This window comes from Rahnella bruchi (assembly GCF_003614975.1).
GTDB lineage: Bacteria > Pseudomonadota > Gammaproteobacteria > Enterobacterales > Enterobacteriaceae > Rahnella > Rahnella bruchi.
Genome location: NZ_QZWI01000001.1, coordinates 73,049 through 96,970 on the forward strand (window position 1 = coordinate 73,049; position 23,922 = coordinate 96,970).

Genomic DNA, 23,922 nt, shown 5'->3' on the forward strand with positions numbered 1-23,922 from the left:
CTGTCTCCTCAGGTTGTACGGAAATCAATACCAGGCGACAACGTCGCAGGGAGCTCCAGCTTGTCTGTTTCCAGCGAGGCCATCGGCCAGGCACAATAATCCGCCGCATAATAAGCACTTGGACGGTGGTTGCCTGAAGCGCCGATGCCACCAAAAGGCGCGTTGCTTGATGCGCCGGTCAGCGGTTTGTTCCAGTTAACAATGCCTGCCCTTGCTTCCAATAATAGCTGCTCAAACTGATCCCGCTCAGCGCTGATTAGGCCGGTAGCCAGTCCGAAGCGCGTCTGATTGGCAAGCGCGATGGCATGATCAAAATCGCTGTAGCGGTAAATACTCAGCAACGGACCGAAATATTCTTCATCAGGAATGCCCGCCACACCGGTCAGATCGATGATCCCCGGCGTCAGCACGGTATTAAGCGGATCCGGGCGTGTCAGCAACAGCAACGGTTTGCCGCCGAGCGCCAGCAATTCGTCCTGCGCTTTCAGCATATTGCGTGCCGCAACGTCAGAAATCACGCCGCCCATAAATGGCTGCGGGTCGTCGTTCCAGCCGCCGACGCGCAGTTGCATGGTGACATCCAGCAAACGCGCGATAAACGCATCGCCCGCTGCGCCCTCTTTCACCAGCAAACGCCGCGCGCAGGTGCAACGCTGTCCGGCAGAAATAAAGGCTGACTGAATCGTCAGGTTAACCGCCGCATCAATGTCTTCCACCGGCTCGACGATCAGCGCATTGTTGCCGCCCATTTCCAGTGCCAGTATTTTTTCAGGCTGACCGGCCAGCTGTCGGTGCAACTGATAGCCGGTGCCCGCGCTGCCGGTAAACAACAGGCCGTCAATATTGCCGCAGGCCGCCAGCGCTTCGCCGGTTGAACGCCCGCCCTGCACCAGATTCAGCACGCCTTCCGGCAGCCCAGCCTGTTCCCATAACTTCACCGTTTCTTCGGCGGTTTTAGGCGTCAGTTCGCTCGGTTTGAATACCAGCGTATTGCCCGCCAGTAGCGCAGGTACAATATGGCCGTTCGGCAGATGACCGGGGAAATTATACGGCCCGAAAACGGCCAGTACGCCGTGTGGCCGGTGGCGCAGCACCGCTTCGCCATCGGGCATAGCAGTGTGCTTCTCGCCGGTACGTTGCTGGTTAGCCTCCAGTGAAATCGCCACTTTGCCGATCATCGCCTGAATCTCGGTCAGTGTTTCCCAGCGCGGTTTGCTGGTTTCCTGACTGATGATTTCTGCCAGCCGGGTTTTATGTTCGGTGAGTAAATCCGCGAAACGTTTAATCACTTCCGCGCGCTCACCGACAGTTTTACGTGCCCATGCCGGAAATGCCGTGCGCGCTGCCGTACAGGCGGCTTCGACATCTTCCGCATTAGCGCTGAGCGCCGACCACAGCAACGTGTTATCGGCCGGATTGGTTTTGTTAAGCTGCGCACCTTGTCCGCTGCGCCAGTGGCCCTGAATAAAAAGTGCAGGTTGCATCATGCGAGACTTTCCTTTTTGAGAGGTTGGGTTGCAGGGGTGATATTACTGCCGGGGAAAAGCGCCACGGCGCGCAAGGCATCGCCTTCGCGCAGGCCGAGTATTTCTGCTTCTGCGACATTGAGTGTCAGGTTTTCAGGGGATTCGCCGCCGGGGATCAGCAGCGCACGGAAAGTCTGGTACTGCTCATTTGCGACCAGATACAGCGGCTCATCGTCACCACTGCGGTCTTCAGCCAGACGAACCGGCAGCAGACGACTTTCTTTTACCGCACGTAACTGGTCAATTTCGCCTTCAAGCGTCGGCCCGGCATCGAAAATATCTACATAACCTTCGTAACGCAGCCCTTCACCTTCAAGCACAGCGCGCGCCGGAGCAGTTTGCGGATGCACTTCGCCGATCACTTCACGGGCTTCATGGCTGAGCAGCTCGGTATATAAAGGATGTTTGGGCATCAGTTCGGCAATAAACGATTTCTGTCCCATGCCGGTCAGTCGATCGGCCTCGGCGAACTCCATGCCGAAAAAATGTCGGCCGACGCTGTCCCAGAACGGCGAATGTCCGTTGTCGTCAGAGACGCCGCGCATTTCAGCAATGACCTTGCGGGAGAAGTATTCGCGGAACGCCGCCAGAAACAGGAAACGCACTTTCGCCAGCAACTGACCATTTTTACCGTTGCGGTAATCGGCATCAAGAAACAGCGTGCAAAGCTCGGTATAGCCGGTGTGATCATTACTCAGAAACAACGTCGGCACCGGCTTGTAAATGTTCAGACTTTTGGAGGCATGCACCAGCGTGCCGAGGCGGAAGTTGTACCACGGCTCGCTCAGCCCGACCGCCACTTCAATAGCGCTGACACCCACCACTTTTTGTTTTTCGGTGTCTTCAAGCACGAACAGATAACCCTGATCGCCTTTCTCCAGGCGACCTTCCCAGGTCGCCACTGAGCGCTCAATGCGCCCGCGTAAATGCGCTTCATCCTTGGGCAAAGACGTTAAACCGATGCCGGTTTTGCCTGATAACTGCAGGATATCGGCGAGATCGCCGGGCCGCACAGGTCGAATCAACATCATGATGCTCTACCTCATTTTACCCAATTGTTCACACGCATAGGCGCGCGACAGCTCGCTCAAGGCGGTTCAGCCCTTCTTCAATATCTGCGCCTGGAATAATCAGTGACGGCGCAAAGCGCAGCACATTTGGTCCGGCAATCAGCGCAATCAACCCTTCTTCTGCCGCCAGCGTATTCAGCTGTTTGGCCTGATCTTTATAACGCTCGCTCATCACCGCGCCGAGCAGCAAACCTTGTCCGCGCACTTCGCTGAACACCTGATAGCGGTCGTTGATACGTTTAATCCCGGCGATAAACCATTCATGGCGTTTTGTGACACCGGCTAATACTTCCGGCGTGTTAATCAGCTCAAACACTTTACCCGCCACCGCCGTCGCCAGCGGATTACCGCCGTAAGTCGTGCCGTGCGTACCCGGCTGGAATAGCGTGGAATGACGATCGGTGGTCAGCATCGCACCAATCGGGAAACCGCCGCCCAGCGCTTTGGCACTGGTCAGAATGTCCGGCACCACACCGTAATGCTGATAGGCATACAGCTCGCCGGTACGCCCGACGCCGGTTTGCACTTCATCGAAAATCAGCACCGCCTGATGTTTGTCGCACAACTCGCGCAGACCTTGCAGGAATTCGGCCTCTGCCGGAACCACGCCGCCTTCACCCTGAATGGGCTCAACGATGACGGCACAAGTGCGGGAGGAAATATGACCAGCGACCGCCGCCAGATCGTTATATGGCAGATGGGTAATCGCCTGCGGCAATGGCGCGAAATCTTCGGAATATTTTGGCTGACCGCCGGTAGTCACAGTAAACAGCGTGCGACCATGGAAGGCGTTTTTGAAGGCGATGATTTCATTCTTTTCGCCGCCGGTTTTATTGCCATAGAGCCTCGCCAGTTTCAGCGCTGCTTCGTTGGCTTCCGCACCGGAGTTACAGAAAAACACTTTGTCAGCAAAGGTGGCGTCAATCAGTTGTTTAGCCAGACGCAGCACCGGCTCGTTGGTGTAACCGTTGCCCAGATGCCAGACTTTGTCCGCCTGTTCATGCAATGTTTTACGGATTTCCGGATGCGCATGACCCAGCGCATTCACGGCGATGCCACCCGCAAAATCGACATAATCTTTGCCCGCCTGGTCCCACAGCCAGGATCCTTCTCCACGCACGGGGATAAACGCCGCAGGGGCATATACCGGCACCATCCAGTCATCAAAGTTCTGGCGGCTGACGTTTTGTGGGTGCTGTTGGTGTTCCATATAAACCTCTTAATGTAAGACCAGTGACTGGCTGAATTCAGGGTGCAGGAGTCCGCCCCCCATACCGGCAGGAAATCTGGTTATTGGTTTGTTATTTAAAAGTTAATAAATAATCTCACTCAGTCACATCATAGAGTGCAGTCTTCATGCCAGCAAAGGAAAAAAGTGAATAAAAAAAGTGACATTGAGAAAAAACAACCACTTAATACCGCCTGTTATTCACTTTAAATGCATAAAAAATGAATAAATTAAAAAATCCCCTTTCGTAGCAACAAGGGCTTAAGAATGAGTATGCAGGGAAATAATTTCATTCCGGCTGTAATGTTTTGTGCAGGATTGTGATCGGGCGCGTATCGCATCTGCCCTTTCGGGCACAGCGCCCGATTAAGGTGCAGTTTCGCACTGTTCTGGCGCATCCGTTCCCCGTGATCCTGTTCACACTCTGTGCAAATAAAAAACAGCGCCCCGTCTTTCTTTATGAAAAATCCCAGCGATGCTGTTTTATTGTATTTTATTTGTTAATTGTTTGTTCCATATTTGTTTCCTTGTTATCGGTAACGCTTGATGCCTGCGCATTTCCTCAGTACACCGCTGGAATTAATTAACTTATATTTTACATATAAAATCATTTTATTTAACAATTAAGGGCTTTGATCACATTCCGTTCACGACCATGCGAAAAGCGCTTTCCTGTTAAGTTAATCTCTGAGTGTGGAATAAATGACCACTGCCCGTTCCCCTACACAAGAACAGAACATCATAAGAAAGGTACCGACATGAAATTTAACCTCGCATTAGTCAGTGCATGTGTGGTTTCAGCATGCATGTTATTCACAACACCGTCATTCGCCGCCAAAACTTACGACATCGCCGTCGTCGCCAAAGTGACTGGCATTCCGTGGTTCGCCCGTATGGAAGTCGGCGTGAAAGAAGCCGCGCAGAAACTGGATGTCAATGCCTATCAGGTAGGTGCCTCCACCCCGGACCCTGCCCAGCAAGTTAAAGTGATTGAAGATTTGATCGCCAAAAAAGTCGACGCGATTATCGTGGTACCGAACGACGCCAAAGTGCTCGAACCGGTGCTGAAAAAAGCGCGCGATCAGGGCATTGTGGTGTTAACGCATGAATCGCCGGACCAGCAAATTGGTCAGTGGGATATCGAAACTATCGACAGCCAGAAATATGCCGAAGCCAATATGGATGAGCTGGCTAAAGATATGGGTGGCAAAGGCGGTTACGCCATTTATGTCGGTTCCCTGACCGTGCCATTGCATAACGCCTGGGCAGATGCCGCGATTAAATATCAGAAAGAAAAATACCCGGATATGCATGAAGTTACTTCGCGCCTGCCGGTCGCAGAAAACATCGACAAGTCTTACTCCACCACGCTGGATTTAATGAAAACCTATCCTGATCTGAAAGGGATTATCGGTTTCGGCTCACTCGGCCCAATCGGTGCCGGTCAGGCGGTTCAGCAGAAACGTGCGAAAAACAAAATCGCGGTGGTGGGCATCGCCATGCCTGCTCAGGCGGCCCCATACCTGATGCGAGGGGATGTTAAGAAAGTGCTGTTGTGGGATCCGAAAGATGCCGGTTACGCCTTAGTCACCGTCGCCGACCAGTTGTTGCAGGGTAAAGAAGTCACCAAAGACCTGAGCATCGAAGGGCTGGGTAAAGCTGATGTGGATATGGATAAACACGTGATCCGCTTTAATAAAATTCTGGAAGTCACACCAGAGAATGCGAAATCACTCGGCTTCTGATTTAACTTTTTAATTATTTTATTTATCGGATATTTACCGGAGATAGATTTATCTCCAACGCCACACCAGGCAAATAGAAACAGATACGGCGTTGTATGCTGTGCCGTATCTGAATTTCTAATCAGACATTGAATACTTATTCTAAATAGAACGTTGTAAGGATAATGTGATGAATATACTCACTCCGTCGTCCAGTTCGCGCACGTCCCCTGCCCCTGCTGAGGCCTTTATCAGCCTCGAAAAAATCAGTAAAAAATTCCCCGGCGTATTAGCGCTGGATAATGTCAGCCTGACGCTGAATAAAGGCGAAGTGCATTGTCTGGCCGGTCAGAATGGCTGCGGAAAAAGCACCATAATTAAAGTCATTTCTGGTGTGTATCAGCCGGAAAAAGGCGCGGCGATCACGCTCGACGGAAAACTCTTTCATACCCTCACGCCGCAACTTTCTTCTTATTACGGCATTCAGGTTATTTATCAGGACTTGTCTTTATTTCCGAATTTATCGGTGGCCGAAAATATCGCCATTCACCGTTATTTACCGGGGGGCGATTTTTGGGTACATCGCGAGGCAATGCGCAAAAAAGCTGTCGCCGCGATGCAACGTGTCGGGGTTTCTCTCGATCCGGACCGTAAAGTCGAAAAACTCTCGATCGCGGACCGTCAGTTAGTGGCAATATGCCGCGCAATCGCCGCTGACGCCAGCCTTGTGATCATGGATGAACCCACCGCGTCACTGACCCGCACCGAGGTAAATGGCCTGCTGCGGGTAGTCAATGAGCTGAAAGCCGCTGGTATCTGCGTGGTGTTTGTCAGTCACCGTCTGGATGAGGTGATGGAAGTTGCCGACCGTATCAGCGTGATGCGCGACGGCAAACTGGTGGGGACGTATCCGGCCAGCGAACTCGACAGCAATGAGCTGGCATTCCTGATGACCGGACAGCGTTTTACCTACAGCCACCTGCCGCATCGCGCACCGGCAGATGTGACACCGCTGCTGGAAGTCAGCCATCTGAGCCGCAAAGGCCAGTATCAGGATATTTCGCTGTCGCTGCGACAGGGCGAAATCACCTCGATTATCGGTCTGCTGGGTTCAGGGCGTACGGAACTGTGTCTGAGCCTGTTCGGCATGAGCCAGCCGGACAGCGGTGAAATCCGCGTTAACGGCAATGCAGTGAAATTTCACAGCAATCGCGACGCTATCCGCCAGGGTATCGCCTATGTGTCGGAAGACCGTCTGACGCAGGGGCTGATTATGGAGCAGTCCATTTACGACAACACGCTGGTGTCGATTTTCGACAAGTTACACACCGGCACCGGCCTGATGGACCACCGCAAAGCCGCATCAGTGGTGAAAGACCTGATCCGCGACCTGAATATTAAAGTATCCGACAGCGGTCTGCCGGTGAAAACGCTTTCCGGCGGTAACGCCCAGCGTATCGCTATCGCCAAATGGGTCGCGACTCAGCCACATATTCTGATCCTCGATTCACCAACCGTCGGCGTCGATATCGCCAACAAAGAAGGGATTTACCGCATCGCGCGGGATCTGGCGGAATCAGGGATGGCGGTGCTGATGATTTGCGATGAAATTCCGGAAGCTTATTACAACAGTCACCGCGTGCTGGTGATGCGCAAAGGCCAGATGGTCGCGGAATTCGCCCCGCACCAGAGCAGCGAAGCGCAGATTGCGGAGGCGATCAATGGATAACAAATCTCTCTCGAAACTGTTTTCCCAGCACGAATTCTGGCTGGGATTACTGGTGCTGCTGCTGGTGATTGGTCTGAGCGTCAGTACCAATGAGTTTATGACCCTCGGCAACCTGACCGACGTCGCGACCAGTTACGCCATCCTCGGTATTCTGGCCTGCGGCCTGTTCGTGGTGCTGATAGCCGGTGGTATCGACATCTCCTTCCCGGCTGTGACGTCTATCGGTCAGTACGTGATGGCGAGTTACATCATTCATCACGGCGGCAGTTTTCCGCTGGCGTTTGCCATGTCGATGGGCACCGGTTTACTGCTCGGGCTGGTCAACGGCTTTCTGGTGTACTGGCTGCGCGTTCCGGCCATCATCATCACCATCGCTACGCTGAACCTGTTCTACGGTTTGCTGGTGTATCTGACCAATGGCACCTGGCTGTACGGTTTCCCGGACTGGTTTATGAATGGCATTAACTGGTTCTCCTTTACCGCCGCCGATGGTTACGACTATGGCCTGACACTGCCGCTGCTCAGTTTGCTGGGGGTTATCATCGCCACCGGCGTGCTGATGAACCGCACCCGCGTCGGACGTCAGATTTACGCCATGGGCAGCAACCGTGACGCCGCGTCGCGCCTGGGTCTGAACATCCTGCGTCTGCATTTTTACGTTTACGGTTTTATGGGATTACTGGCGGGTATTGCTGCCGTGGTTCAGGCACAAATCACCCAGTCTGTTGCGCCTAACTCCCTGCTCGGCTATGAGCTGACGGTACTGGCAGCGGTGGTATTAGGCGGCACCAGCATGACCGGCGGACGCGGTTCACTCACCGGTACCATCCTTGGCGTCATGCTGCTGGCCTTCCTGCAAAACGGTCTGACCCTGCTGAGTATTTCGTCCTACTGGCATCAGGTTTTCAGCGGCGTGATCATTCTGGTCAGCATCAGCAGCACCGCGTGGAATGAAAAACGCAAACTGGCAAAGGGAATGTGACATGACAACCTTAACCCGATTCTTTCCCGGCGACCGCATCATCCGTTTGCAGTTGCTGATCATCGTCGCCGTTGCGGTGTTGTTCTCGTTCACGCTGGGTGGCAGTTTTTACAGCATCGGCAATTTTCAGTCGATCTCCTCGCAGTTGCCGATTCTGGGCATGCTGGCACTGGGGATGGGCATCACCATGCTCACCGGCGGTATTAACCTTTCAGTGATTGCCGGAGCGAACGCCTGTTCGCTGGCGATGGCGGCCATTCTGGTGGCGCACCCGGATCAGCCGGAATATTTCGCGCTGGCGATGCTCGCCGGTCTGGCCGTTGCGGTGGTCATTGGTGTTCTCAACGGGGCATTGATCGCTTATATCGGCGTCTCGCCGATTCTGGCGACGCTCGGCACCATGACGCTGATCGCCGGGCTGAATATTCTGCTGACCAGCGGCGCGGTGATTTCCGGTTTCCCGGCGGCAATCCAGTATCTCAGCAACGGCAGTTTGCTCGGTATTCCGGTCGCGCTGCTGTTATTCCTGCTGGTCGCCCTGCTTTTATGGGTATTGCTCGAACACACCACGCTTGGCCGCAGCCTGTATCTGATGGGTTCCAACGAACAGGCCACGCGCTTTAGTGGCGTTAACACCCACAAAGTGACCATCGCGGTGTACGTGCTTTCCGCCCTGCTCGGCTGGGGCGCGGCACTGCTGATGATGTCCAAATTTAACTCGGCGAAAGCAGGCTACGGTGACTCGTATTTGCTGGTGACTATTCTGGCCTCGGTCCTCGGCGGGATTAATCCCGACGGCGGATTCGGGCGGGTCATCGGGCTGGTACTGGCACTGATCGTCCTGCAAATGCTGGAAAGCGGCCTGAACCTGATGGGCGTCAGCAGTTATCTGACGATGGCCCTGTGGGGCGGCGTCCTGATCCTGTTTATCGCTCTGCAAAACAGAAAATCTTAAGCGAAAGCTTTTTACCGAAGGGAAAGAACATGGCGAGTTATTTTATTGGAGTAGACGTAGGAACCGGCAGCGCCCGCGCGGGCGTCTTCGACATGACCGGCCGCATGGTCGGCCAGGCCAGCCGTGAGATCACGTTGTACCGCCCGAAAGCCGATTTCGTCGAGCAATCTTCCGATGAGATCTGGCAGTCCGTGTGTAATGCTGTGAAAGATGCGGTCAATCAGGCCGATATCAACCCGATCCAGGTGAAAGGTATCGGTTTCGACGCCACCTGTTCACTGGTGGTGCTGGATAAAGAAGGCAAACCGCTGACCGTCAGTCCGTCCGGGCGCAGCGAACAGAACATTATTGTATGGATGGACCATCGTGCCATCACGCAGGCGGAGCGCATCAACGCCACCGGCCACCGCGTGCTGGAATTCGTCGGCGGGATTATTTCGCCGGAAATGCAGACGCCAAAATTGTTGTGGCTAAAACAGCATATGCCCACCACCTGGAACAACGTCGGGCACCTCTTCGACCTGCCGGATTTCCTGACCTGGCGCGCCACGCAGGATACGACCCGCTCGCTATGTTCCACCGTCTGTAAATGGACCTATATCGGCCACGAAGACCGCTGGGACCCGAGCTATTTCCGCCAAATCGGGCTGGAAGATTTGCTGGAAAACAACGCGGCGAAAATCGGCAGCGAAGTGAAAACCATGGGCGAACCGCTCGGGCATGGCCTGACGCAGCGTGCCGCCGCTGAAATGGGGCTGATGGCAGGCACCGCGGTCAGCGTCTCGATCATTGATGCCCATGCAGGCAGCCTCGGTATTCTTGGTGCCAGCGGTGCATCCGGCGAATCAGCAGATTTCGACAACCGCATCGCACTGATTGGTGGCACTTCCACGGCGCATATGGCGATGTCGCGCAGCGCGCGCTATATCGGCGGCATCTGGGGGCCTTATTACTCGGCGATACTGCCGGATTACTGGCTGAACGAAGGCGGGCAATCTACTACCGGCGCGCTGATCGACCATGTGATTCAGTCGCATCCGTGTTATCAGGATCTTCTGAAACAGGGTAAAGACAGCGGCAAAACCATTTATGAAGTGCTCAACGGCATTCTGCGCAAAATGGCCGGCGAGCCTGAGGACATCGCGTTCCTGACCAAAGACATTCATATGCTGCCCTACTTCCACGGCAACCGTTCGCCGCGCGCCAACCCGACATTGACCGGGACGCTGACCGGCCTGAAACTCTCGCGAACGCCGGAAGACATGGCGCTGCATTATCTGGCGACCATTCAGGCACTGGCGCTTGGTACCCGCCACATTATCGAAACCATGAACCAGAGCGGTTACCGCATAGATACCATGATGGCAAGCGGCGGCGGCACCAAAAACCCGGTGTTTGTGCAGGAACATTCCAACGCCACGGGCTGCGCAATGTTATTGCCGGAAGAAAGTGAAGCGATGTTACTCGGCAGCGCCATGATGGGAACCGTCGCAGCAGGCGCTTATGACTCGTTGCCGGAAGCGATGGCGGCAATGAGCCGGATTGGTAAAACCGTCACGCCGCAAACCAACAAAATCAAAGAATATTACGACCGCAAATACCGCGTATTCCATGAGATGTACCACGACAGCATGAAATACCGCCGCCTGATGCAGGGGGAAACCGAATGAATGCAGCGGAAGAATTCTCACTTGCGTGTCAGGGCTGGCAGACCTATAGCCAGGAAATACTGGCGTTACAGCGCAATCTTGATGCCGATATGTGGCAGCAGTTACTGACGCTGGTCACCGGGTGCAGGGGCAAAATTGCCGTCACCGGCGTCGGCACGTCGGGCATTGCCGCGCGAAAAATCGCCCATATGCTGGCGTGCGTCGAACAACCGGCGGTGTATCTCAGCGCCACTGACGCCGCCCATGGCGATTTAGGCTTTATGCGCAGCAATGACCTGATGATCCTCATTTCCCACGGCGGCAACTCTGAAGAACTGACGCGCCTGTTACCGACGCTAAAAGCCAAAGGCGTGGCCATCATCAGCGTGACGGAAAATCTTGATTCGGCGATTGCCCGCGCCGCCACACTGGTAGTGAAAACGCATATTCAGCGGGAAATCGACCCGCTCAATATGCTGGCCACCACGTCTATTGTACTGGTGCTGGCGGTATTCGATGCGCTGTGCGGCAATATCATGCTGCGTAATGGTTTCGATCAGAAGCGCTTGCTGAACGTGCATCCGGGCGGGAATGTCGGGAAGACATTGCGGGAGAAAGATGTTTGATAACCCCCTTACCCTTTAATCTCTTCCACCACCAGCGCCGCCAGAACTGAGATGGCGCGCGCGGTGTGCGGCCCCCATTCGAAAGAAGTGTTCAGACGCAGGCAGTGGCGGAAACGTTCGTCGGCGGAAAACATCGTGCCGGGCGCGACGCTGACGCCTTTTGCCAGCGCGCGCTGATAAACCCGCGCCGCATCGACGTTATCGCCCAGATCCAGCCACAGAAAATATCCACCCGCCGGTTGCGAAACTGAAACCTGCGGGGGAAATTCACGGATAATGGCATGGCGCATCGCCAGCTGGCGCTGTTCGAGCTGACGCCGCAAACGCCGTAAATGCGTGTCATAACCGCCCTGCTGCGTACCCTGCAAATAATCCGCGAGCGCCAGCTGAACCGGCACGCTGGCTGATAAGGTACTCATCAGTTGCAGACGCTGAATACGTTCGGCGTAAGCGCCCGCGGCGACCCAGCCGACACGAAACCCCGGCGCCAGACATTTTGAAAATGACGAACAATGCAGAATTTCACTGCGGTAATCCGACGCCTTCAGCGGCACCGTGCGCTCATTGCCAAAATACAGTTCGCTGTAAACGTCGTCCTCAATCAGCGCCACCTTATACGCCTGCAAAATTGCCACCAGCCGTGCTTTATTTTCCGGCGGCAAACTGCATCCGAGTGGGTTCTGAAAACTCGACATCAGCCAGCAGGCTTTAATCGGATAGGTTTCCAGCGCTTTTTCCAGCGCATCCGGATCCATCCCCAAACGTACATCCGTCGGGATCGCGACAGCTTTTAATTTACGCCGCTCAATAGCCTGCAATACGCCATAGAAAGCCGGTGACTCAATCGCCACCCAGTCGCCCGGTTCTGTTACGGCCTGCAAACTTAATCCGAGGGATTCCATGGCACCTGACGTAATCACAATTTCATCGGGTGCGACTTCAATACCGTTTTGCGCATAGCGTTGTGCGATGCTGCGGCGTAACTCTTCGTTACCTGGCGGCAGATTTGCAATCGCACTGTGCGGGGACATACGGCGGACGGCGCTGGCAAGCGATCGCGCCAGCCGGGGTTGCGGAAAAAGTGTCGGATCTGGAAACGCAGAACCGAGCGGCACCACGGCCGGATCTTGCCCGGCTTTGAGGATATCGAAAATGGCGTCGTTGACGTCCACCTGTTCGGCTGCATGAAGTCGTTCATCCGGCGAATGTCGAACCGGACGCTGGACGCCTGCCGCGACGTAATAACCCGACTGCGGTCGCGCGACAATCACACCCTGACTTTCCAGCAGCTGGTAAGCCTGCAATACCGTCATCAGGCTCAGGCCGGACTGTTTACAGGTGTCGCGCAATGAGGGGAGACGATCACCGGGTAGCCAGACCTGCGTGTCTATTTGTCTGCGTAACGTCCGTGCCAGCGTTTCGTAACGGGATTCGACCATAATTAATCTGCACTGTTATAGGAAGTGTTAACTAAATGATAACTATTATGCCTGATTTTACCTTTGCATTGGCTTTAACCTTTGAACTAAACGCCTCATCAACAGCAATCAATGTTTACCAGAGAGGTCTGGCGGCGAAACATTCACCATGTTAATGTGTGAATACACCGCATTACTCAGATTTATCTGAACCCCCATTCACACCTATTCTCGCAACCTTACGCTTTCTAAACAGTTTCTCCACGATTGCCGGAAAAATGACAATTTGGCTTTCACTCTTTTACATCTTGATCGCATTACTATTCATTGGATTGAGTAGACTTATTTTCGTCGAAACAAAACGGGCGACGTGCCTGAATATTCAATGAGGAATTTAATTATGCGCAAACTTACCGCAATGATTGTGGCTTCAACGTTGGCTCTGAGCTCTGCTTCTTTCGCGTTTGCTGCTGAAACCACAGCGGCTCCGGCAACTGATGCAACTACCGCGACTCACGGCAAAATGATGCACCATAAAGGTCCGCATCACATGAACCCATTTGCCGGTCTGAACCTGACTGAGCAGCAGAAAACTCAGATGAAAGAAATTATGAAAGACAGCGGCGCGCGTCCTGACCGCGCTGCAATGAAAGCACAGATGGATCAGATGCATAGCCTGGTGGCATCCGACAGCTTCGATGAATCAAAAGTGAAATCGCAGATTGATACCATCACCAAAGCGCAGTCCGACCGTATGCTCGAACGTGCCCGTGCTGAGAACAAAATGTATAACCTGCTGACGCCTGAGCAGAAAAAACAGTTCAACGAGAACTACCAGAAACGCTCTGCCAAAATGGAACAGATGCGTGACCACAAACCAGGTGAAGCCAAAACCACAACGGCTCAGTAATATCGTCTGATAACCTGCATAACCGGCCCCTCACGGGCCGGTTTTTTTTGCCTCACGTCCTCAGGCATCTTCACCCTGACGGGTGATCATGACCCGCAAATAATCCAGAACCACTGCCGCAGGTTCCGAAAGCGCCACCGTAGCGGAAAGCACCGCGCCCACATCCATATACGTCATGCTGTCTTCCACCGTTCGCCGCATCACCCGCAATCCATCCAGCGACCACGGGCGATAAACCAGATCCGATAAAATAGTCACGCCCCGGCCTTTTGCCACCAGACTGCGCACCGTTTCGAATGAAGTGGTGGTAAAAGCTACGTTGGGCTGACCGCCACGCGTCTGCCAGTGCTCACGAATAACATCGGGATATTCGTCGGTATCGAGCAACAGAAAAGGTAAGTTGGCAATATCAGCCAGGCAGATAACCGGTTTACTGAGCAGCGGATGTCCCTGAGCAATCCAAAGCCTTCTCGGCGAGCGTATAAACGTTTCGATTTTCAGGTCATTTTCACGGGCGATATTTGAGGTGAGCAAAAGGCAAAAGTCGGTTTCCCGCTGCCTTAATGATGCAATAAGCTGCGCCGGATCGTCTTCAATGAAATTAAGGCTCATCAGCGGAAAATGTTGTTCCACTTCAGTAATGATGGCGGGCAGTAAATACGCCGACAGCGTTTTTGCCACACCAATATTCACGGTGCCTTCGGCCAGCTGCGGCTGATAAAGCAAATCGTCAATGGCACGCTGACTGTCATTCATAATTTTGCGCGCATGATGCAGAAAGCGCTCCCCGGCTGCCGTCAGGGTGACGCCTTTTGCGTGACGTAAAAACAGGGCGTTATTCACCGCCTCCTCGAGATTGCGCATCGCGACGGTCATCGACGACTGCGAAATATTGCAGCGAGACGCGGCCTTCGATATCTGTTGCGTCTGTGCTAACGCAATGAAAAATTCCAGTTGCCGCAGGGTGAATTTCATAGTTTTAAACTATACCTCCCGATGAAAACTTTGAATTAGATTTACCGTATCTGGCGTTTTACCATTTTAGCGTACTTAACCCGCCCATTATTGATTCTGGTATACATAAAACCGATATCGGTACTGGCACAACCTTTGGTAAAACTTATGCCTTATCTATTTTTGACACTGGCCGCCTGTTTTTGGGGTGGTAACTATGTCGTCGGTCATTTTCTGGTGACACAGGCTGACCCGATTATGCTTTCCGAAGCCCGCTGGATGCTGACCGCCCTGCTGTTGCTCACGCTTTATTTCCCGCAGGTAAAAAAACAATGGCCTGAGATGAAGAAAGCGAAAGGAACCATTCTGTTTCTGGCGCTGTGCGGACAGGTATTATTTCCCCTCACGCTCTACATTGGCCTGCAATACACGTCGTCATTAAATGCCGCCATTTATTTATCCACCACGCCTGCGCTGGTGCTGCTGATTAATAAGTTTATTTTCAAAGAGCGAATTTCATCGCGCAACATTACCGGCGTGGTTTTAAGCTCTTTCGGCGTGGTCTGGCTGGTGATGCAGGGGGACTTGCTGCATGTGGAAACCCTGAAAAACCTCAACCGCGGGGATGTCTGGACGATGGGTTCCGCTATCAGCTGGGCGCTTTACTGCGCTTTCCTGCGTACCAAACCGAAAAGCGTCGGCGGCAACGCTTTCGTTGCCGTCAGCGCGGCACTCGGTGCTCTGATTCTGCTGCCGGTGCTGGCTTTCAGTCTTGCCGGATTCATGTCGGTATCCGACCTTCATCAGCAACTGCACGCCTATTTCAGCGGCAGTTTTCTGGCCGGTTTAGCCTATCTGGTCATTTTTCCTTCCTGGCTTTCGTATTTGCTCTGGAACAAGGGCATTCAGGTGATTGGTGCCACTCGGGGAGAAATCTACTCGCACCTGATCCCGCTGAGCGGCGGTGCGCTGAGTATTCTGTTTCTGAATATCCCTCTGCACGGGTTTCATCTGGTCAGCACCTTACTGATTGCCGCAGGCATTGCGCTTTGTTCCGGTAAATCCGGGGAAAAAATCGTACAAAATGCACAGGCCACCCGAACAGAGTGATCTGCTCTCACAACTTTGATGACATCAGACCAGTCTTCTCTGCCCAAAGCGCCAGCCTCATCACATTTTCATTCTTAACTTCAAACTTTTCTGTTTAAACACATTATTTTTAAACAGTAATTTAACATAGTCGCAACGTACATTCTGTACACCGACCCTTACCTCCCTGCATCACACTCTCACAAAAAAAGTGGCCCGCAATAGGCGGGACCACTAAGAAGGAGTTGTACATCATGAAAAGCGTCAAGTCCGGGATAACCTGGCTGGTAGTGGCGTTAATCGGGGCTTTTGCCTTTGGAATGCTGGCCCTGAGCCGGGGCGAACATGTTAACGCCCTGTGGCTGGTGGTCGCCGCTATTGCCTGTTACAGCATTGCCTACCGTTTTTACAGTCTGTTTATCGCTGAAAAAGTCTTCGAACTCGATGACAAACGCATGACCCCGGCCGAGCGACATAACGACGGGCTGGATTACGTACCGACCAATAAATGGGTGTTATTCGGGCACCATTTTGCGGCCATCGCCGGAGCCGGTCCGCTGGTTGGTCCGATCCTTGCCGCACAAATGGGTTTCCTGCCAGGCACTATCTGGATTTTAGTTGGCGTGATGCTGGCCGGTGCGGTGCAGGACTTCCTGATCCTGTTCATTTCTACCCGTCGCGACGGGCGCTCATTAGGTGAAATGGCCAAACAGGAACTGGGTGATTTTGCCGGGGTGATCACCATGCTCGGCGCGCTCGGCGTGATGATTATAATTTTGTCCGCGCTGGCTTTGGTGGTGGTTAAAGCGCTGGCCGACAGCCCGTGGGGTCTGTTCACCATCGCAGCCACCATTCCGATCGCCCTGTTTATGGGCATCTACATGCGTTTTCTGCGTCCGGGCAAAATCGCAGAAGTGTCGGTAATTGGCTTCGTGCTGATGATGCTGGCAATTTTATACGGCGGTAACGTGGCGGCGGATCCTTACTGGGGCCCGTTCTTTACGCTGCATGGCACCACCCTGACCTGGGTTCTGGTGATTTACGGCTTTATTGCCTCAGTTTTGCCGGTCTGGCTGCTGCTGGCGCCGCGGGATTATCTGTCAACGTTTCTGAAAATCGGCGTGATCGCCGGTCTGGCGGTCGGTATCGTCTTCGCCATGCCGGAAATGAAGATGCCCGCAGTCTCGCGCTTTATCGACGGCAGCGGTCCGGTGTTCTCCGGCAGCCTGTTCCCGTTCCTGTTTATCACCATTGCCTGCGGTTCGATTTCCGGTTTCCATGCGCTGGTTTCGAGCGGCACGACGCCGAAACTGATTGAGCGCGAAAGCCATATCCGCTTTATCGGGTACGGCGCAATGCTGATGGAATCGTTCGTGGCAATCATGGCGCTGATTTGTGCGTCCGTTATCGATCCGGGCGTGTACTTTGCCATGAACTCACCGGCGGCGCTGATTGGCACCACGGTGGAAAGCGCCTCGCAGGTGATTAACGGCTGGGGTTTTGTGATCACGCCGGACGTTCTGACGCAAATTGCCAAAGACGTCGGTGAGCAGTCGATTCTTTCCCGCGCCGGTGGCGCACCGACCTTTGCGGTCGGCATGGCGCACATTATCACTGACGTGTTCAACAGCCGCGCGATGATGGCGTTTTGGTACCACTTCGCCATTCTGTTTGAAGCCTTATTTATCCTGACCGCCGTGGATGCCGGTACCCGCGCCTGCCGTTTTATGGTGCAGGATCTGGTCGGCGTCGCCGTTCCGTCGCTGGCGAATAACCGTTCCTGGATCGGCACATTTGCCGGGACTACGGTCGCGGTCGCAGGCTGGGGTTTCTTCGTGTATCAGGGCGTGGTGGATCCGCTCGGCGGCATCAATACCCTGTGGCCGCTGTTCGGTATCGGCAACCAGATGCTGGCTTCAATGGCGCTGATTCTGGGTACAGTTGTGCTGTTTAAAATGAAGAAACAGCGCTATGCGTGGGTGACTATTTTGCCGACTATCTGGCTGTTCATCACCTCGATGACCGCAGGCTGGCAGAAGATTTTCCACGAAAAACCGTCGATTGGTTTCCTGGCGCAGGCGAAGAAATTCAGTGCCGGAATCGACAGTGGCGAAATCATCAAACCGGCGAAAACGCTGGCGGATATGCATACCATCGTGCTGAATAATCAGATCAACGCCATCCTGTGTGGTTTCTTCATGCTGGTGGCGGTAACAATGCTGATTTCCGCCTTCTTCGTAATCCGCCGGGCGCTGAAATCTGCTACCCCGACGGTGCATGAAACTGCTGTCGTTAACCGTCGCGAGGCACGCCATGTCTGAATCACGCGCATTATTTAAGACGCCACGCTTAGTGGCATTTCAGGTGACGCGCTGTCAGCCGTTATTTGTGCCGCAACCGAAACCGCATAACGTCGCTGACTGGCTGAAACTGGCTATCAAGCGCACCGCCCAGAGTTTCCGGCTGATGGTCGGTGTGCAGGATTACCAGAATTATGTCCGGCATATGCAGGTGCGACATCCGCAAACAACGCCGATGACAGAACGAGAATTCCACCGCCGTTGTCTGGAGGCGAGATTCCCGAGTGAAGGCGGAAAAATGGGTAAATGCCCTTGCTGAAGACCGACTGCCCCCTCTGAAAGGGGGGCAGTCTCCCGTTCACGGACGCGGTAAACGATACAAACAATGTTCCCTTAGCCAGTGCCCTTCTTCCAGCATCGGATGCATAAAGTTCTCTTTCGGACTGCACACCATTCCCAGCTTTTTCATTACCGCCTGCGAGGGGATATTCGGCAGCGCGGTGTAGGCCACAATTTCTTCCAGCCCCAGCTCATTGAATCCGGCGTCCAGCACCGCGCGGGCCGCTTCTGTGCAATAACCTTGCCTCCAGGCATCCACTTTCAGCCGCCAGGCAATTTCCACACAGGGCACAAAAGGCAGATCGTATCCCGGCGTATGCAGCCCGACAAAGCCAATAAACTCGCCGGTTTCACGCAATTCGACCGCCCAGATCCCCCAGCCGCGTTCATTGATCACATTCTGGCAGCGCATCCGCATTTCATCACTTTTCTCACGGGTCATGGTGGACGGGAAAAACTCCATCACCTGCGGGTCAGCGACCATTGCTGCGAAAGGGTCTGCATCAGCCTCGTGCCACTGACGCAGGATAAGGCGGGTTGTGGTGATATTTAGCGGCGGAATAGCCACAGGAACGGTAAAAGCTTCCATCAATAACTCCTTGTTTATGGCGGGTCTTACGGACATCAGCGGAGCATTTTCTCACTGATTATTTTGAATTTACGTGGCGCTATTGAAACAGGCAAGATTTCCTATTGAAGCTATTCACATCAATTATGAGTTTGCAGGATTTGCTAAAGGAAGTGCCAACATGATTTTTCACCGCTATCACGGTCTGGGTAACGATTATCTGGTCTGCCATCAGAGTGTTGCCGCTCTGCTCAGCAACGAGCAAATTCAGCGTATACTCCGGCAGCAGCAGTTGCGCCGCCGCCAGTGCGATGCGCAAACTCGGACTGGTGGATGACAATGTCACGGTACATATGCCGGGCGGGACACTTGCCATCAGTTTCAGCGGCGATTTTCAGGTCAACATGCGCGGCGCGGTGCAGAAAATCGCCACAATCACCCTCGATAACGACTGTTTCCGGGATATGACGGCGTAACTCGTTCGCCTTCTCACAGGTTTATCCCCTCCTCTTCCCGAGTCCCTTTTGAATACGGCAGCCCGTCTGCCGTAATTTCAAACACCCCTCATAAACAAAACTCATACCCGCATAATCATTTTATGGCAGACAGCACGCTTTACAGCCCCTAAGTTGGTTATCAGGAAGCACGACAATGATAAATCAACTCATTGTTTAATATATAAAATAATCACAATAAAACACCCTCACTGCCGTTTTCTATGCTCCGCCGGTCAGTGAAATTTTCTTCAAAGTTTTAATCCGATCACATATTAATAAAAAAAACAGAGAGCGTACCCTATGAGCAACAACACCATCGTGGACGTGAAAACGTGGATAGACGAACGCCCGATATCGAAATATCAGTGGGTCGTTTTATCCCTGTGTTTCATCATCATTATGTTCGACGGTTATGACGCCGCCGTAATGGGTTTTATCGCCCCTGCGCTGATCGAGGACTGGGGTATCGGCCGCGCTGAAATGGGGCCAATTTTGGGCGCCGCTATGTTTGGTGTCGCGATTGGCGCGCTGATCGCCGGACCAAACGCAGATCGCTTCGGGCGCAAACGGGTGCTGATGTGGTCAATCTTCTGCTTTGCTCTCTTCAGCCTGCTGAGCACTTTTGCCCGCACGCCAATGGAAATGGCACTCCTGCGCTTTCTTACCGGTCTCGGTTTAGGCGCGGTGATGCCTAATACCGTGACGCTGGTGTCGGAATATATGCCCGAACGCCGCCGAAGCCTGATGATCACCGTCATGTACAGTGGCTTTAACGTGGGTTCAGGCGCAGGTGGTTTTGTTGCTGCCGGTCTGCTGCCGAACTTTGGCTGGAAAGCGGTGATTTTTGCGGGAGGTATTGTGCCCCTGCTGATGCTGCCGTTGCTGCTGTGGATCCTGCCTGAATCAGCCATGTACATGGTGGTACGCAACGTGGCGAAAGAAAAAATCGCCAAAGTCCTCACCCGCGCCGGTGGTGTATTCAGCGAAGGCACAAAATTCGTGCTGAAAGCGCCGGTGATTCAGAAAAAAGCCAAAGTCTTCCAGCTGTTCACCAACGGCTACGCCAAAGGCACCATCGTATTGTGGGTCACGTATTTCATGGGGCTGTTCGTAATTTATCTGCTCAACGGCTGGCTGCCGACCATTATGCGTAACGGCGGATTCTCGCTGGAGCGCGCAGCCATCGTTGCCGGTTTGTTCCAGCTGGGCGGCACTTTTGGCGGCCTGATGGTCGGCGGTCTGATGGACAGATTTACCGCCAAGCGCGTCATCGCAGGTTTCTACATGATGGGCGTAGTCAGCCTGTTATCGCAGGGCATCGGCAACTTCGGCCCGGATATTCTTGCCCTGCTGGTGTTCATCAGCGGCGTGTGTATTAACGGCGCACAAACGGGTTTGCAGGCGTTTTCTCCGGCCTTCTATCCGACTGAAATGCGCGCCACCGGTGTCTGCTGGATGCACGGCATCGGGCGCAGCGGCGCCATTATCAGCTCTTCAATGGGCGGCGTTTTGCTGGGCGTTTTCTCCGGTCAAAACATGATCTTTATTATTCTGGCGCTGCCTGCATTGCTGGCGGGTCTGAGCATTCTTTTACACCGTGCGGCACACCCGGCCGAGATGATCAAAGGCGTTGATATTACTGACATCCCGGAGTTGTCGCGCACCATGAATATCCGCTAATCTCCAGATTAGCCACCTGATAATCAGAAACATAATCATTAACATAAATAAGGCGGCGCGATGTTCGCGTCGCAGTTACCCTACAAAAGTATTGAGGATTTAAGATGGCGAAAATCATAGGTGGTTTAGCAGTATCACATACCCCGACCATCGGTTTTGCGGTTGACCATAACAAGCAGGAAGAAAGTGCCTGGGCGCCTATTTTCGAAAGCTTTGCACCGATGCAAAAATGGCTGGATGAGAAAAAACCGGACGTACTGGTCTACATTTTCAACGACCACGTAACGTCGTTTTTCTTCGATCACTATTCTGCGTTTACGTTGGGTATCGACGAAAAATATGAAGTCGCTGATGAAGGCGGTGGTCCGCGCGATCTGCCCGCGGTGAAAGGCCATGCAGCACTGTCACAACACATTGGTGCCAGCCTGATGACGGACGAATTTGATATGTCGTTCTTCCAGGACAAACCTTTAGATCACGGTCTTTTCTCCCCGCTTTCTGCCCTGCTCCCACATGAAGGCGGCTGGCCGACGCAAATCGTTCCGCTGCAAATCGGTGTGTTGCAGTTCCCTATTCCGACCGCCCGTCGCTGCTACAAACTCGGTCAGGCGCTGCGTCGCGCGATTGAAAGTTTCCCGGAAGATTTGAACGTGGCGATTGTTGCGACCGGTGGCGTTTCGCATCAGGTTCACGGCGAGCGTTGTGGCTTTAACAATCCGGACTGGGATGAGCAGTTCGTGGATATGATAGTCAACGACCCGGAACGTCTGACCGAAATGACGCTGGCCGAATTCGCCACACAGGGCGGGATGGAAGGTGCGGAAGTGATTATGTGGCTGGTGATGCGCGGTGCGTTATCCGCCAATGTGAAGAAACTGCATCAGGCCTATTATCTGCCGTCGATGACCGGTATCGCCACGCTTATTCTTGAGAATCAGTCCCGTGAAGCGCCGTATGACGTGCAGCAGCGCCAGCGTGACAAAATCGCGCAGCAAATGGCGGGCGTTGAAAAACTGCCGGGCACCTATCCGTTCACACAGGCACGCAGCCTGAAAGCGCTGCGCATTAACCGGTTCCTGCACCGTCTGATCCAACCCGCGTGGCGCGAGCGCTTCCTCACCGATCAGCAGGCGATGTTGGCTGAAAACCAACTGACTGACGAGGAGCAAAAGCTGCTGCGCGAACTCGACTGGCGCGGCATGATCCATTACGGCGTCAGCTTCTTCCTGCTGGAAAAACTCGGCGCGGTAGTCGGCGTCTCCAATTTACATATTTATTCCGCGATGCGCGGCGAAACGCTGGAAGAATTCCAGAAAACCCGCAATCAACAAGTTCTCTATTCAGTAGCAGGTAAAGCGAAAGCATGACGATTTTTGAGCAACCCAAGATCGACACACATCACCACGTGTTTGATCCGGCGCGCTTCCCGTACCTTCCGGACACGCCTTATCGTCCGGAAGGGCACGAGATTGGCACCACAGATTATTACCGCGCCGTGATGCAGGCGTACAACATCCGCCACTCGCTGATTGTCGGCCCGACGTCGGGCTATAGCACCGACAGTTCGTGTCTTCTGGATGCGCTGGAACAAGGCAACGGTCGCTTTAAAGGCATCGCCGTGGTGCCCTTTGATATCAGCACTGAGCGGCTCGACAGCCTGAAACAGGCCGGAGTGGTCGGTATTGCCATGAATGTGGCGATGCTCGGCACGGAGCCGTTTTTGTATCTCGACGGCCTGATGGGGCGTCTTGCCGAACTGGAACTGTTCGCCGCCATTCAGGTACAGAACGACCAGCTGCTGGCACTGTTGCCGCTGATCAACCGCAACAAAACGCGGCTACTGATTGATCACTCAGGCCGTCCTGAGGTCACGCAGGGCCTGCAACAACCCGCTTTTCAGGCGCTTCTCGGCCTGGCAGACCAGCAAAGAACCTGGGTAAAACTGTCTGGCCTGGCGAAGTTCAGCCGCCAGCCTTTTCCCTATCAGGACGGACACGCCTATCAGCACGCCCTGCTTGATGCCTTTGGTGCGGAGCATTGCATGTGGGGTTCCGACTGGCCGTTCCTGCGGGCGGAACACCGGATGGATCTCGGCACGCTGCTGATGCTGGTGGAGCAATTATTTCCTGATGAAAAAATTCGCCAGCAGATTTTGTGGCAGACCCCGAAAGACTTATTTGGATTTACAGATTACTGAGGAAAGGAAAGACCATGAATTATAAAATCGCCGTCTTTAACGGCCCGAATCTCAATCTGCTCGGTACCCGTGAACCGGAAACCTACGGCCACGACACGCTGGCGACCATCGAAAAGCTTTGCCATCAGACCGGCGAAAGCTGCGGCGCGACCATCGAATTCTTCCAGACCAATCACGAAGGCGATCTGATTGACCACATTCAGGCCTGCCGGGGAACGGTGGATGCGATTGTCCTGAATGCCGCCGCCTGGACGCACACCTCCGTCGCCATCCGCGATGCCGTGACTGCCGTCAGCCTGCCGCTGTACGAAGTGCACATCACCAACGTTCATAAACGCGATGCCTTCCGCCATCACTCATTTCTCTCCGACGTTTCCGTCGGCGTGATCTGCGGTTTCGGCATTCAGGGCTACGAATATGCGATCAGACAGGCTGTGATGAATCTGAAGAAATAAGCGGGTATTTACAGAGGTAATAATAT

21 protein-coding genes and 1 pseudogene are annotated in these 23,922 nt (G+C 53.8%); 16 read left to right on the plus strand and 6 right to left on the minus strand.

Annotated features, from left to right (window positions below; all coding sequences use genetic code 11):
- Positions 1-8: 8 nt before the first annotated feature.
- The 3 genes from astD to D5398_RS00355 are packed head-to-tail and all read right to left on the minus strand — an operon-like array spanning position 9 to position 3,806.
- A complete protein-coding gene (astD, locus tag D5398_RS00345) occupies positions 9-1,487 on the minus strand; it encodes a succinylglutamate-semialdehyde dehydrogenase (protein ID WP_120505862.1) in 1,479 nt (492 codons plus the stop codon).
- On the minus strand, positions 1,484-2,557 hold the full coding sequence (astA, locus tag D5398_RS00350; RefSeq protein WP_120505863.1) for an arginine N-succinyltransferase: 1,074 nt from the start codon (positions 2,555-2,557) through the stop codon (positions 1,484-1,486). Before astA ends, astD begins: the two co-directional genes overlap by 4 nt.
- Positions 2,558-2,585: 28 nt before the next feature.
- The gene (locus D5398_RS00355; RefSeq protein ID WP_120505864.1) at positions 2,586-3,806 is read right to left on the minus strand and encodes an aspartate aminotransferase family protein; all 1,221 of its coding nucleotides are present in this window, start codon (positions 3,804-3,806) and stop codon (positions 2,586-2,588) included.
- A 776-nt stretch (positions 3,807-4,582) separates the two neighbouring features.
- Between D5398_RS00355 and D5398_RS00360 the strand changes: the two genes are divergently transcribed.
- The 6 genes from D5398_RS00360 to D5398_RS00385 all read left to right on the plus strand — a co-directional run bounded on the left by D5398_RS00360 (position 4,583) and on the right by D5398_RS00385 (position 11,489).
- Entirely contained in the window at positions 4,583-5,569 is a 987-nt protein-coding gene (locus D5398_RS00360) for an autoinducer 2 ABC transporter substrate-binding protein (RefSeq protein WP_120505865.1), read from the plus strand.
- 169 nt (positions 5,570-5,738) lie between these two features.
- Positions 5,739-7,277, plus strand: a complete 1,539-nt coding sequence (locus D5398_RS00365; RefSeq protein ID WP_120505866.1) for a sugar ABC transporter ATP-binding protein — start codon at positions 5,739-5,741, stop codon at positions 7,275-7,277.
- Positions 7,270-8,259: an ABC transporter permease gene (locus D5398_RS00370; protein ID WP_120505867.1), complete on the plus strand. Its 990-nt coding sequence runs from the start codon at positions 7,270-7,272 to the stop codon at positions 8,257-8,259. Before D5398_RS00365 ends, D5398_RS00370 begins: the two co-directional genes overlap by 8 nt.
- A gap of 1 nt (position 8,260) precedes the next feature.
- Positions 8,261-9,214, plus strand: a complete 954-nt coding sequence (locus D5398_RS00375; RefSeq protein WP_120505868.1) for an ABC transporter permease — start codon at positions 8,261-8,263, stop codon at positions 9,212-9,214.
- Positions 9,215-9,243: 29 nt separating this feature from the next.
- Complete coding sequence (locus tag D5398_RS00380; RefSeq protein ID WP_120505869.1) at positions 9,244-10,884, plus strand: FGGY-family carbohydrate kinase; 1,641 nt, start codon at positions 9,244-9,246, stop codon at positions 10,882-10,884.
- On the plus strand, positions 10,881-11,489 hold the full coding sequence (locus D5398_RS00385) for an SIS domain-containing protein (protein ID WP_120505870.1): 609 nt from the start codon (positions 10,881-10,883) through the stop codon (positions 11,487-11,489). The genes D5398_RS00380 and D5398_RS00385 overlap by 4 nt, the downstream gene beginning before the upstream one ends.
- An 8-nt stretch (positions 11,490-11,497) precedes the next feature.
- Here D5398_RS00385 and D5398_RS00390 read toward each other — a convergent pair whose 3' ends face one another.
- Positions 11,498-12,928 (minus strand): aminotransferase-like domain-containing protein, encoded by a 1,431-nt coding sequence (locus D5398_RS00390; RefSeq protein ID WP_120505871.1) that lies wholly within the window; start codon positions 12,926-12,928, stop codon positions 11,498-11,500.
- Between the two features lie 379 nt (positions 12,929-13,307).
- On the opposite strand from D5398_RS00390, the gene spy reads away from it, so the two are divergent.
- Positions 13,308-13,817, plus strand: coding sequence for an ATP-independent periplasmic protein-refolding chaperone Spy (spy, locus tag D5398_RS00395; RefSeq protein ID WP_120505872.1), 510 nt, complete (start codon positions 13,308-13,310; stop codon positions 13,815-13,817).
- Between the two features lie 60 nt (positions 13,818-13,877).
- Here spy and D5398_RS00400 read toward each other — a convergent pair whose 3' ends face one another.
- Positions 13,878-14,792: a LysR family transcriptional regulator gene (locus tag D5398_RS00400; RefSeq protein WP_120505873.1), complete on the minus strand. Its 915-nt coding sequence runs from the start codon at positions 14,790-14,792 to the stop codon at positions 13,878-13,880.
- Between the two features lie 147 nt (positions 14,793-14,939).
- Between D5398_RS00400 and D5398_RS00405 the strand changes: the two genes are divergently transcribed.
- The 3 genes from D5398_RS00405 (at position 14,940) to D5398_RS00415 (ending at position 18,479) form a co-directional block, all read left to right on the plus strand.
- Positions 14,940-15,881 (plus strand): DMT family transporter, encoded by a 942-nt coding sequence (locus D5398_RS00405; protein ID WP_120505874.1) that lies wholly within the window; start codon positions 14,940-14,942, stop codon positions 15,879-15,881.
- Positions 15,882-16,114: 233 nt separating this feature from the next.
- A complete protein-coding gene (locus D5398_RS00410; protein WP_120505875.1) occupies positions 16,115-18,181 on the plus strand; it encodes a carbon starvation CstA family protein in 2,067 nt (688 codons plus the stop codon).
- On the plus strand, positions 18,174-18,479 hold the full coding sequence (locus D5398_RS00415; protein WP_120505876.1) for a YbdD/YjiX family protein: 306 nt from the start codon (positions 18,174-18,176) through the stop codon (positions 18,477-18,479). The genes D5398_RS00410 and D5398_RS00415 overlap by 8 nt, the downstream gene beginning before the upstream one ends.
- A 39-nt stretch (positions 18,480-18,518) precedes the next feature.
- Here D5398_RS00415 and D5398_RS00420 read toward each other — a convergent pair whose 3' ends face one another.
- Complete coding sequence (locus tag D5398_RS00420) at positions 18,519-19,088, minus strand: GNAT family N-acetyltransferase (RefSeq protein ID WP_120505877.1); 570 nt, start codon at positions 19,086-19,088, stop codon at positions 18,519-18,521.
- A gap of 160 nt (positions 19,089-19,248) precedes the next feature.
- Here D5398_RS00420 and D5398_RS25365 point away from each other — a divergent pair, with 160 nt between their 5' ends.
- From D5398_RS25365 to aroQ, 6 genes and pseudogenes are all read left to right on the plus strand, one after another.
- Positions 19,249-19,404: a hypothetical protein gene (locus D5398_RS25365; protein ID WP_162940692.1), complete on the plus strand. Its 156-nt coding sequence runs from the start codon at positions 19,249-19,251 to the stop codon at positions 19,402-19,404.
- Positions 19,334-19,543, plus strand: a pseudogene (locus D5398_RS00425) (diaminopimelate epimerase); the annotation flags it as partial. The gene D5398_RS25365 and the pseudogene D5398_RS00425, both read left to right, overlap by 71 nt.
- A 321-nt stretch (positions 19,544-19,864) precedes the next feature.
- A complete protein-coding gene (locus D5398_RS00430; RefSeq protein WP_120505878.1) occupies positions 19,865-21,244 on the plus strand; it encodes an MFS transporter in 1,380 nt (459 codons plus the stop codon).
- Between the two features lie 104 nt (positions 21,245-21,348).
- Complete coding sequence (locus D5398_RS00435) at positions 21,349-22,611, plus strand: gallate dioxygenase (RefSeq protein ID WP_120505879.1); 1,263 nt, start codon at positions 21,349-21,351, stop codon at positions 22,609-22,611.
- Positions 22,608-23,441 carry an amidohydrolase family protein gene (locus D5398_RS00440; protein ID WP_120505880.1) on the plus strand — a complete coding sequence of 278 codons (834 nt, stop codon included), beginning with the start codon at positions 22,608-22,610 and terminating at the stop codon, positions 23,439-23,441. Before D5398_RS00435 ends, D5398_RS00440 begins: the two co-directional genes overlap by 4 nt.
- Positions 23,442-23,455: 14 nt before the next feature.
- Positions 23,456-23,896, plus strand: a complete 441-nt coding sequence (aroQ, locus tag D5398_RS00445; RefSeq protein ID WP_120505881.1) for a type II 3-dehydroquinate dehydratase — start codon at positions 23,456-23,458, stop codon at positions 23,894-23,896.
- The last annotated feature ends 26 nt before the right edge of the window (positions 23,897-23,922 follow it).